Origin of the sequence: Sphingopyxis sp. (genome assembly GCF_035944815.1) — a bacterium.
GTDB lineage: Bacteria > Pseudomonadota > Alphaproteobacteria > Sphingomonadales > Sphingomonadaceae > Sphingopyxis.
Genome location: NZ_DASZAU010000009.1, coordinates 907,358 through 919,288, shown reverse-complemented (window position 1 = coordinate 919,288; position 11,931 = coordinate 907,358). Strand labels below are relative to the sequence as shown.

The 11,931-nt window shown below is 66.7% G+C and carries 9 protein-coding genes; all 9 read left to right on the top strand.

From position 1 onward, the window contains the following. The first annotated feature begins 377 nt into the window (after positions 1-377). A complete protein-coding gene (locus VGU00_RS14900; RefSeq protein WP_327469800.1) occupies positions 378-1,289 on the top strand; it encodes a DMT family transporter in 912 nt (303 codons plus the stop codon). Between the two features lie 50 nt (positions 1,290-1,339). Next, positions 1,340-2,692 (top strand): amidohydrolase family protein, encoded by a 1,353-nt coding sequence (locus VGU00_RS14895; protein WP_327469798.1) that lies wholly within the window; start codon positions 1,340-1,342, stop codon positions 2,690-2,692. Further along, entirely contained in the window at positions 2,682-3,803 is a 1,122-nt protein-coding gene (locus tag VGU00_RS14890) for a dipeptidase (protein WP_327469796.1), read from the top strand. The genes VGU00_RS14895 and VGU00_RS14890 overlap by 11 nt, the downstream gene beginning before the upstream one ends. Further along, positions 3,796-4,746 (top strand): ornithine cyclodeaminase family protein, encoded by a 951-nt coding sequence (locus VGU00_RS14885; RefSeq protein ID WP_327469794.1) that lies wholly within the window; start codon positions 3,796-3,798, stop codon positions 4,744-4,746. The genes VGU00_RS14890 and VGU00_RS14885 overlap by 8 nt, the downstream gene beginning before the upstream one ends. A 98-nt stretch (positions 4,747-4,844) precedes the next feature. Then, positions 4,845-5,189, top strand: a complete 345-nt coding sequence (locus VGU00_RS14880) for a RidA family protein (protein WP_327469792.1) — start codon at positions 4,845-4,847, stop codon at positions 5,187-5,189. Between the two features lie 47 nt (positions 5,190-5,236). After that, positions 5,237-6,136 carry a LysR family transcriptional regulator gene (locus VGU00_RS14875; RefSeq protein ID WP_327469790.1) on the top strand — a complete coding sequence of 300 codons (900 nt, stop codon included), beginning with the start codon at positions 5,237-5,239 and terminating at the stop codon, positions 6,134-6,136. A 126-nt stretch (positions 6,137-6,262) separates the two neighbouring features. After that, positions 6,263-7,516 carry an FAD-dependent oxidoreductase gene (locus tag VGU00_RS14870; RefSeq protein ID WP_327469788.1) on the top strand — a complete coding sequence of 418 codons (1,254 nt, stop codon included), beginning with the start codon at positions 6,263-6,265 and terminating at the stop codon, positions 7,514-7,516. Between the two features lie 41 nt (positions 7,517-7,557). Beyond that, a complete protein-coding gene (locus VGU00_RS14865) occupies positions 7,558-10,605 on the top strand; it encodes a TonB-dependent receptor domain-containing protein (RefSeq protein WP_327469786.1) in 3,048 nt (1,015 codons plus the stop codon). 24 nt (positions 10,606-10,629) lie between these two features. Beyond that, complete coding sequence (locus VGU00_RS14860; RefSeq protein WP_327469784.1) at positions 10,630-11,931, top strand: dicarboxylate/amino acid:cation symporter; 1,302 nt, start codon at positions 10,630-10,632, stop codon at positions 11,929-11,931.

Genomic DNA, 11,931 nt, shown 5'->3' with positions numbered 1-11,931 from the left:
CAGAACATAACCCACACCCACGCCGCCCGGCCCCGCGCCCTCGCCGCCCGGCCCCCAGTCGAACGACCAGCTCTCCATGTTCGCCCCGCCTGACAAACGAACAAGGCTCGACAATGAACCCACGCCGAAAACTCGGGTCATGAAGGATGGGAGAAGGGTCGAAAGATCGGTCATCGGCTGCGGCCCCGACCCATCGCCCCGCCGGGCGAACGCCCTTCCCCAAATGCCAGTCGACTTTGCCGCACCATAGACCCCGATTGCAATTTACTTAGAATACTAACTTATATAGACGACACCGCTCCGGCAAGGGCGAAAGAGGGGAGAGAGACGATTCTGCATATTGCGGCACCCGCGCCCCTTGCTCCAAGGCGGGCGGCATGAACCCGATCTGGCTTCCCGCCTCGCTGCTCGGAGGAATGTTCCAGGCCTGGCGCACCGCGCTCCAGCAACGCTTGCGCGCCGAGCTCAGCGTGAGCGGCGCGGGGCTGGTCCGCTATCTTTACGGCGTGCCCTTCGCACTGGTCTTTGCGGGCGTCTGGCTGTCGCTGACGGGCGCCGAACTCCCTGCCTTGTCTTCGACCTATCTCGGCTTTGCCGCCGCCGGCGCGACGACCCAGATGGCGGGAACAATCCTGCTGATCATGGCGTTCGGCCACCGCGGCTTCGTCGTCGGAACCGCCTTTTCCAAGACCGAAGCGATGCAGGCGGCGCTGGTGACCGCGCTGCTGCTCGACGAACATCTGCCGCTGCTCGCATGGGCGGGGATCATCGCGGGGGTTGCGGGGGTGCTCATCCTCGCGCTCGCCGGACGCGGCATCACCGTGCGCCAGATATGGGGCTCGCTTGCCCAGCCTGCGGCGCTTTACGGGCTGGGCGCCGGGTCGATGTTCGCCTGCGCCGCGATCGCGATCAAGCTCGCGACCGCCGAGCTGCCCGGCCTCGACCTGATCTCGTCGGCGCTGGTCACGCTCGTCGTCGTGATGGCGATGCAGAGTATCCTGCATCTCGCGTGGATCGCCGTGCGCGACCGGCCGACGCTGGTGTCCGCGCTGCGATCCTGGCGGACGTCGGGCCAGGTCGGCCTGCTGTCGGCGCTGGGGTCGGCGTGCTGGTATATCGGCTTCGCCGCCGCGCCCGCCGCGCTTGTGCGGATCGTCGGGCAGGTCGAGGTCATCTTCACCGTCGCCTTCGCGCATTTCTACCTGCACGAACGCGTCCGCTGGCACGAAGTCGCGGGCCTGCTGCTCGTCGCGGCGGGCGTGATCCTCGCGCTGCTCGCAACAAGCTGACACACCCATCGCGATTGCGAAGGCGAAACGAGACGGCTAGCCACAGGCCCATGACACCGAACCTTCGCGGGACGCTCCGTTCTTTCGCCATCATCGCCTCAATGGCGGCAGCGCCCGCCGCCGCCGAGCCGACCCTCTACACCGGCGCGACGATCATCGACGGAACCGGCGCCCCGGCACGCGCGGGACAGGATATATTGGTCGAGGGCGAGCGGATCGTCGCGATCGGCGCGGCGGGCAGCCTCACGCCGGCGGCATCGGCGCGCCGCGTCGACCTTGCCGGCCGTTTCGTCATTCCCGGGCTCATCGACAGCCATGTCCATCTCGCGACCCCGCCGAACCGCATGCGCGCCGAAGCGATCTTGCGCCGCCAGCTCTACGGCGGCGTCACTGCGGTGCGCGATATGGCCGATGATTTGCGTTCGGTGGGCGAGCTTTCGCGCGGGTCGCTCGTCGGCGAAATCCCCGCACCCGACATCTATTATGCCGCGCTGATGGCGGGGCCATCCTTCTTCGCCGACCCGCGGGTCGTCGCGGTCAGCCGCGGCTTCACCCCGGGCACTGCACCATGGATGCAGGCGATCGACAAGAAGACCGACCTGCGAACCGCGGTCACGCTGGCGCGCGGGACGTCGGCGAGCGCCATCAAGATCTACGCCAACCTGCCCGCCGAGCGCGTCGCGGCCATCACCGCCGAAGCGCATCGGCAAAAACTGATGATCTGGGCGCATAGCGCGGTGTTCCCCGCGCGCCCCGCCGAGGTGATCGCGGCGGGCGTCGATTCGGTCAGCCATGTCTGTTACCTCGGCTATGAAGCGCAGCCCCAGATGCTCGCCGCCTATGAAGACCGGACCCCGGTGAAGGATGAATTGCTGGCGCCAAGCGGCGACGATCCGGTCGTCGCCCGGCTGTTCGACGCGATGCGCAAAAAGGGCACGATCCTCGATGCGACGGGCAGCCTGTTCGTCAAGTTCGAAGCCGAGCGCAAAGCCGACCCCAAGGCCAAGCCGCTGCGCTGCACCGGCGCGCGCACGATCCGCCTGACGCAGCAGGCATGGCGCGCGGGACTGCCAATCTCGACCGGCACCGACTTTACCAACAAGGCGGGCGACGCCTGGCCCGAGGTCCACGCCGAGCTGCGCTATCTGGCGCACGACGTCGGCATGCCGCCGCTCGCGGTGATCCACTCGGCAACGCTCGTCGGCGCGCGCGCGGCCGGACAGGACAAGGACATGGGATCGATCGAGGCGGGCAAGCTCGCCAATTTCGTCGTGCTCACCGCCGACCCGCTCGCCGATATCGACAATATCGAACATATCGACATGACGGTGAAGCGCGGACGCGAATATCGGCGCGCCGATTATGTCGCACCGACGGGGAAGGAACTGGGCGATGAGAATTGACAGGCGCGCGATGATCGCAGGCGCTGCGGGGTTGGCCGCGACGTCGATGTTGCCGGCGGCCGCGCGCACAGTGGCGCCCGACAGCCGCAAATGGATCTTCGTCAACGCGCTGGGCGGCCTTGCCGACCCCAATGTCCGCGATGCCTCCGATCCCTTTTCACCGCGCGCGCTGGCCGAAGCTCATGCGTCGGGGATCACGGCGATCAACAGCACGCTCGGCTACGTCGCCGGGCCTGCCGAGCCGTTCGAAAAGAGCGTCGCAGATGTCGCCGAAATGGACATGCTGCTGCGCCGCTATCCGCGCGACCTCGTCAAGATATTGAGCGTCGCGGATATCCGCCGCGCCAAGGCCGAGAAGAAGATCGGCATCATCTATGGTTTCCAGAACGGCGCGATGATGGGCAAGGACGCCGCGCGCGTCGATATCTTCGCCAATATGGGCGTACGGATTTTCCAGCTCACCTACAATCCCGCGAACCAGATCGGCGACGGGTCGATGGCCCCCGAAAACCGCGGCCTGACCCCGTTCGGGCACGAGGTGATCGAACGGCTGAACGCGCAGCATATGATCGTCGACCTGTCGCACAGCGGCGAGAAGACCTGCCTCGAAGCCGCGCGCGCGTCGAAAGCGCCGATCTCGATCAATCACACCGGATGCCGCGCGGTGACCGACCTGCCGCGCAACAAGACCGACGCCGAACTGCGGCTGGTCGCCGAGAAAGGCGGTTTTATCGGCATCTATTTCATGCCCTTCCTCAATATCTCGGGCCATGCCCGCGCCGAGGATGTCGTGCGTCATATCGAGCATGCAGTGAATATCTGCGGCGAGGATCATGTCGGCATCGGCACCGACGGCCACGTCGGCCAGATCGACGACCTCAAGGCCTATGAAGCGGTGCTGGCAAAGGAAATCGCCGATCGCCGCGCCGCGGGGATCAGTGCGTCGGGCGAACGCCCCGATACCTATCCCTTCGTCGTCGACCTGCGCGGCCCCGACCAGTTCCGCAAGCTGATCAGCCTGCTCGCCGCGCGCGGCTATTCGAGCCGGCGGATCGAGAAAATCATGGGCCTCAATTTCCTGCGCCACGCCGAAAGCGTCTGGGGTGGCTAACGCGATCCGCTTCATCGATGCGGTCGAAGTCCGCCGCCACCTGCCGCACGATATCTGTATCGGGCTGATGCGCCCCGCGATGATCGCGCTCGCCGAAGGGCGCAGCCGGCAATTGCTGCGCGGGATCATCGATCTGGGCGCAGGCGACCTGTTCGGGGTGATGCCCGGCGCGCTCGACGGTGCGGGCTTCGGCGCCAAGATCGTCAGCGTCTTTCCCGCCGCCGCCGCGTACGGCAAATCGCATCAGGGCGTCATCATCCTGTTCGACCGCGCGAGCGGCGCCCCCGTGTGCGTCATCGACGCCGGCGAAGTCACCGCGATCCGTACCGCGGCCGCCTCCGCCGCCGCCACCGATGCGCTTGCCCGGCCCGATGCCCGCCGTCTCGCGATATTGGGCACGGGCGAACAGGCCTGGCAGCATGTCGCAGCGATCCGCCACGTCCGACCGCTGGGCGAAGTCCGCATATGGGGCCGCGCCGCCGACAAGGCCGAAGCGCTCGCAAAACGCATCGCCGACGATTTCGGCATGGCCCCCACGGTTGCAAATTCGGCGGCCGAAGCAGCGAGAGACGCCGATATCATCTGCACGCTGACCGGTGCCGCCGATCCCATCTTGTTCGACGTCGACGTTGCCGAAGGCACGCACGTCAATGCCGTCGGGTCGAGCCGCGCCGGCCCGTCGGAAATCGATGAAGGGCTCGTCGCGCGGGCGCGCTTCGTCCCCGACCACCGCGAAGGCGTGCTGGCGCAGGGCGCCGAATATCACCGCGCGCGCGACGCCGGGCTGGTCGGCGAAGCGCATGTGCTGTCCGATATCGGCCATGTCTTCGCGGGCACCGAAGCCGGCCGCATCGCGGCATCGGACGTCACCATCTATAAATCGCTGGGCTCGATCGTTCAGGACCTTGCCTGCGCCGCGCATCTGTGGCGCACGCGCCGATAAGCCATAACCCGCGCCTATGGGGCACCGCGATTTTCGCCGTGTCTTGCGCGGTGTCCGACACCTAGGAAGCGGCATTGTCCAGCTACCGGGAGAAGATCATGTCCGCACCGCCCCTGTCTGCCGCCCGCACCGCCGGCAACCTGGTCTTCACTTCGGGCCAGCTCGCGCGTGGCACCGACGGCGCGATCATTCCGGGCGGGATCGAGGCGCAGGCCGAACGCGTGCTCGCGAACCTTGTCCGCGTGCTTGCCGACGAAGGCTGTACGCCGCGCGACGTCGTCAAGGTGACCGCATGGCTCACCGACGCCGCTTTCGGCCCGGCGTTCAACGCGGCCTATCGCCGGATCTTCGATGCGCCCTATCCCGCCCGGTCGACCGTCGTGTCGGCGCTGCTGGCGCCGGACGCGCTGATCGAGGTCGAAGCCGTCGCGCAGCGCCCATGACCGCAAACACCGTTGGCCCGCGGCTTCTGCGCGGGTACACACGGGTCATGCGCTTTCGTCAGATCGAGGTTTTCCACGCCGTCTATACCCACGGGTCGATCAGCGCCGCCGCGCGTGCGCTCGGCGTGTCGCAGCCCTCGATCTCGAAAACGCTGCGCCATGCCGAAGACAGCCTGGGCTTTCCCCTGTTCCAGCTCGCGCGCGGGCGGCTGGTCCCCACCGACGAGGCGCATGCGCTGATCCGCGAGGCCGGCGACGTGTTCGATCGCCTCGCTTCGTTGCAGCAGACGGCGCGCAACCTGTCCCAAGCGGGTGGCGGGCATATCCGGCTCGGCATCGTTCCCAGCCTCGCGCTCGACGTGGTGCCCCAGGCGATCGCGCAGTTCCGCCGCGACTGGCCGCGCGTGACCTTCGAAGTGCATACCCATCACCACGATGACCTCGTTCGCTCGCTGATCGAGCGCGAGACCGATATTGCCGTCGCCTACACGCCGCCGCCGCACCCCAGGCTGACGCGCACCCTGCTGACCGAGGGTGAGCTGGTGATCTTTGGCCCGACCGGGACCTTCGGCGCGATCAAGGACCGGCTGCCGCTCGGCGAACTTGCCGACCGCGACCTGATCGGCGTCGCGGCGACCGGACCGATCGGCGACGTATTGACCCGCGCCGCGCGCGAACGCGGCATCGCGTACCGCGAAGCGGTGTCGGTGCAGACCTTTTTCATCGCGGCGCGGCTCGCCCAGCTCGAGGGGAGCGTCACGGTGGTCGACGAATTTACCGCACGCGCATGGCAGGCACCCGGCTTTTCCTGGCACCGTACCGAACCGCCGCTCGGCTTCACCATCTCGTGGGTCACGCTCGAAGACCGCCAGCCATCGAAAGTGGCGCGGCTGTTCCTGCGCACGCTGGAAGATGTTCTCGCCGCCAGCCGGACGGCAAAACCATAACCCCAGTCTATATCAGTCCCAAATGATTACAGCTTTGCGACAGCCGACGGCTCGATAATCTGTCAGCCAAGGAGGCGGGCACCGCATGGGCATGCGGGCGCGACCTCAAGGGGATCGGGTCGAAACATGCGGGCAGAATTTCGCCTTGGCGAAGCGATGGTGACGACACGGCCACAGGAACTGGTCGTCGTCGGGGCCGGCGTCGTCGGCATGGCGACCGCGCTCACCCTGTCGGATCGTGGGCATCGCGTCACCGTTATCGAGCAGGCCGACGAACCCGGGCATGGCACGAGCTTCGCCAATGGCGCACAATTGAGCTATTCCTACACCGACGCGCTCGCCAGCCCTGCGACACTCGCCCAGTTTCCGCGCCTGCTGGTCGCGCGCGATCCCGCCTTCCGCTTTCATCCCAGCCTCGATCCCGATTTCCTGCGCTGGACGCTGGCTTTCCTTCGCAACGGCAGCGCCGGCCGCTTTCGGCGCAACACGCTCGAAGGGCTGGCGCTTGCCATCGAATCGCGGCGCGCGCTCCACGCGCTCACGCGCCGCCACCACATCGACTTCGCGCATGACAGGCCCGGCAAGATCATCCTCTATCGCGCGGCCAAGAGCTTTGCCGCAGCGCGCGCCATCGCGGCCGACAAGGCGGTGGCCGGGACCGAGCAAAGCTTCGTCGACGCCGACGGCGCCGTCGCGATCGAACCGATGCTTGCGTCGATCCGCTCCGAAATCGTCGGTGCGATCCACACCCCGAGCGAAGAAGTGGGCGATCCCTATCGCTTTTGCATAGGCGTCCAGGCCGCGCTCGCCGCAGCCGGAGCGGAGGTTCGCTGCGGCGTCGCGATCGACCGGATCGACGCCGACGGCAAGCACCCTGCCGTCGTCATGCGGGGCGGCGAGCGCCTTGCCGCCGATCGCATCATCCTGTGTGCGGGCATGGCTTCGACGGGGCTCGCCCGTACGGTCGGCGCGCGGCTGCCGATCATGCCGATGAAGGGCTATTCGATCACCGCCGCGCCGGGCAGCGCGGCACCCCGCGTCAGCGTCACCGACGCCGCGAACCGCGTCGTCTTCGCCCGGCTTGGCAATCGGATACGAATCGCCGGGCTTGCCGATCTCGGCCGCCGCGACGCCGGTGTCGAGCCGGACCGCCTCGACGCGCTGATCGACAGCGCGCGCGCGGCACTGCCCGACGCCGCCGATTATGACGCGATCGAATCGAGCTGGGCCGGCCTGCGGCCGATGACCCCCGATTCGCTCCCGATCACGCGGACGATCGCCCCCGGGGTGATCGCCAACGCCGGTCATGGTGCGCTCGGCTGGACCTACGCCGCGGGATCGGCCGAACGCGTCGCCGCCATCGTGGAGGGAGAGGGCTGAGAGGCTCGCCGCAACAACATCGTTTCAGAGGGAAGGGCATAATGATGAACAGGGGTCTTCGTATCACCAGCTTGATGGGCGGTATTTCGCTCCTCGCCAGCGCGAGCGCCGCGATGGCACAGGACGCACCGCAGGCCGAGGGGCAGGCCGACGACGAAATCGTCGTGATCGGTTCGCAGATCAGGGGCGCCGACGTTGCGGGATCGCTCCCCGTCACCGTCCTCGGCGAGCAGGATATCGACGCGATCGCCGCGACCAACGGCGACGAACTGTTCCGGGCGATTCCGCAGGCGGGCGACGTCGCCTTCAACGAAAGCCGCGATGCCGGCGGGATCAACGACGCGCGCGGCGACGTCGCGTCGATCAACCTGCGCGCGCTCGGCACCGGCAACACGCTGGTGCTGCTCAACGGCCGCCGCATGGTGCTGCACCCCGGCACCCAGTCGGAAAACCTCGTACCGGTGCAAAGCGTCAATACCAACACCATTCCGGTGCTTGGCGTCCGCCGCGTCGAGGTGCTGCTCGATGGCGCCGCAGCGGTCTATGGGTCGGACGCGGTGGCGGGCGTCATCAACACCGTGCTCAAGGACAATTTCAACGGCCTGCGCGTTTCGGGCGAATACAGCCTGACCGACGACAGCGACCAGCAGGAATATGAACTGTCGTTCGAGGCCGGTCACACCTTCAACGACGGCCGCACCAACATCTCGCTGTTCGGATCGTTCAACCACCGCGACCCGCTCTATGCCCGCGAGCGCCGCAATTCGCGGTCGGCAGACCTGCGCCCGCTCGTCGCCGGCACCCCGTTCGAGGGCGACAGCGATTTCGACAATACCTCGGTCGACAGCATCTGGGGCGAATTCCAGCGGCTGACGGGCAGCTATGCCCGCTCGACGACCGCAGCGCAGGTCAACGGCACAACGCTCACCACCAGCGGCATCTTCCACATCCAGCCCGACACCAACGACGGCTGTATCGCGCCGACGCAATATGCGGGGACCTGCTGGGACAACAGCTCGCTGTCGACCGCATCGACCGACAACAACCTCAAATATGACATCAACGATCCGCGCACGATCCTCGGGCGCAACAACCGGCTCAACCTGTTCGGATTCTTCAATCACGAGTTCGATTCGGGCCTCGAATTCTATGCCGAGGCGGGTTGGTATCACGCCAAGTTCCAGTCGATCCGCGAACAGGAGACCGCGCTCGCCAGCCAGCGGCTGATCATTCCGGCCAATGGATATTGGAACCCCTTCGGCCCCGTCGGCAGCCCCAACCGCATTCCCGGCCTGACCGGGGTCGCGGCGGGCGGTGTGCCGATCGAGCTGATCGATTATCGCCCGGTCGATGCCGGCCCGCTGGTCGTCAATGTCAAGAACGACACGACGCGCTTCCTCGCCGGGTTCCGCGGCGACCTGCTCGGCTTCGACTTCGATACCGCCGCGCTCTATTCGAAGGCAAAGACGACCGACAAGATGCGCACCGTATCGCTGAGCCTGTTCCAGGAAGCGCTCTCGCGGACCGACGCCACCGCCTATAACCCGTTCAACGGCGGCGATCCGCTCAATCCCGGCCGGCTCGATTCGACCCCGAACCCGCAAAGCGTGATCGACAGCTTCATGGTCGACATCGGCCGTGCGAGCACGACCGAGCTGTTTCTCGCCGATTTCAAGCTCAGCAAGAACGACCTTTTCACCCTGCCAGGCGGGCGCGTCGGCATCGCGGCGGGCGTCGAGTTCCGGCACGAGACCTTCAAGGACGACCGCGACGACCGGCTCGATGGGACGATCTTCTTCACCGCGCTCGACGGATCGTCGAACGGCAGCGACACGATGGGCGCCAGCCCGACGCCCGACAGCAAAGGCTCGCGCGACGTGCTGTCGGCCTATCTCGAATTCGCCGTGCCGCTCGTTTCGCCCGCAATGCGCGTACCGCTGATCCACTCGCTCGACCTGCAACTCGCCGGGCGCGCCGAATCCTATCAGGGCTTTTCCTCGGTTGCGAAGCCAAAGGTCGCGCTCAGCTGGTATCCGGTCCCGAACCTGCAATTCCGCGGGTCCTGGTCGCAAAGCTTCCGCGCGCCGAACCTGCCGCAATTGTTCGAAAACGGCATCCAGCGGTCGAACACGCGCACCGACTGGGTCCGCTGCGAGGCTGATTTGCGCGCCAATCGCATCACCAATTTCGACGACTGCACGCAAAGCCAGGGGATCGTCAGCAACCGGTCGGGCAGCAAGGAACTGCGCCCCGAAACCGCTGAAAACCTGTCGCTGGGCGGCACGTTCCAGCTCAACATGGGCGCGGCCGGCCGGCTGACGCTCACGACCGACTATTGGGAAATCCGGCAAAAGAACGTGATCGGGCTGTTCGGCGATTCGAACGCGCTGATCCTCGATTATCTGCTCCGCCTGCAGGGATCGTCGAACCCCAATGTCGAGCGCGTCGATCCGACGCAGGCCGATATCGACGACTTCGCCGGGACCGGCATCGCCCCGGTCGGCGACGTCATCCAGGTGGTCGACAATTACACCAACCTCAGCCCGCGCAAGGTCCGCGGGATCGACTTCGGGCTCTATTATCAGGTTCGCGACACCGGCATCGGCGAATTCAACCTGCGCCTGAACGCGGCGCGCCTGCTCGAATTCTACCAGACGCCGGGCCCCGTGCAGCAATCGCTGATCGACGCACAGGGAGCGGGCGACATCGATCCGACGATCATCATTGCCGGCGCAGAGGATCTGATCGAACAGAATGGCCGCCCGAAATGGCGCGGTTCGGCCAGCCTCAGCTGGCGGTACAAGGGATGGGGTGCGGGCTGGTTCGCCAGCTATGTCGGCCCGGTCAGCGACACCTCGGCCTCGCTGGCCGACGGCACGCGCTTCCGCGTCAAGGATTTCACCTCGCACAGCGTCTATGTCCAGTATGAGGCCGAGAAAGGCCTGCTCGAGGACACGCGTTTCCGCGTCGGGGTGCGCAACCTGTTCAACAAGCTCGCGCCGCTCTCGGATCAGACCTATGGCTATATCGGCGATCTCTACAGCAATCGCGGCCGCCAGTTCTACGCCTCGATCAGCAAGCGTTTCTGACGCATGTCCGGGGGTGAGGATATCATGACCGATACATCCGCCGCCACCCCGCCCCCGACGCCCGGCCCCCTCGGCCGGGCGCTGCGGGCGTGGTTCGGTATCGCGCTGTGGAAACGGATCCTCGCCGCGCTGGTCGTCGGTGCCGTCGTCGGGGTGCTGTGGGGCGAAGGCGCGACGGCGATCGGCTGGATCGGCGAACTGTTCGTCCGCTTGATCCGTATGCTCGTCGTCCCGCTGGTCTTCCTGACGATCGCGTCGGGGGTCGCGGCGCTGGCCGATCCCAGAAGGCTCGGCAGCATCGGGATCAAGACGCTCGGCATGTATGTCTTCACCACCGCGCTCGCGGTAACGACCGGGCTGGTGGTCGCGACGCTGATCGGCCCCGGTATCGGCGCCAGCTTTGCCGATGCGGTGCCGCGCGCGGTCGCCGAGCCGCAGGACCCGGCGCGCCTGTTTATCGAGATTATCCCCGACAATCCGATCGGCGCGATGGCGAACGGCGCGACGCTGTCGGTGATCTTCTTTGCGATCCTCGTAGGCGCGGGCGTGATCGCCGCGGGCAAGGAAGCCGAACCCGTCCGCCGCCTGCTCGCAAGCGGGACCGAGGTAATGCTGCGCATCGTCGGCTTCGTGATGGAAACCGCGCCCTTCGGCGTCTTCGCGCTGATCGCGGTCGTCATGGGAACAAGCGGTCCCGCGAGCTTCCTCGCGGTGCTCAAGCTCGCGATCTGTGTCGTCGTCGGCGCGACCTTCGTCACGCTGGTCGTCCACGGGCTGATCGTCGTCCGGCTGCTCGCCTGGTTGCCGACCCTCCCCTTTTTCCGCGGCATCGCCGACGCGATCATGGTCGGTTTCTCGACGTCCTCGTCCAGCGCCACGCTGCCCGTCGCGATCCGCGTCGCCGAACGCAATCTCGGCGTCTCGCCGCCGGTCGCCTCGACCGTCCTGCCGCTGGGCGCCACGATCGGCATGGACGGCGCGGCGATGTATGTCGCGATGCTCACGCTGTTCGCGGCGCAAGCCTTCGGCGTCGACCTCAGCCTTGCCGATTATCTCGTCATCGCCGGGACGACCACGATCGTCGCGATGGGCGTCGCACCGGTGCCGTCGGGGTCGCTCTTCGTGCTCGCCGCGGTACTCCACGCCATCGGCATCACGCCGGCGCAGACCGCCATCGTCGTCGGCTTCATCTTGCCCTTCGACCGCATCCTCGACATGATCCGCACCGTTCCCAACGTCACCTCCGACCTGTCGATCGCAACCGCGGTTGCGCGCTGGGAAGGTGAAATGGACGTCGCCGTCTATCGCTCGCGCGACGATGTATAA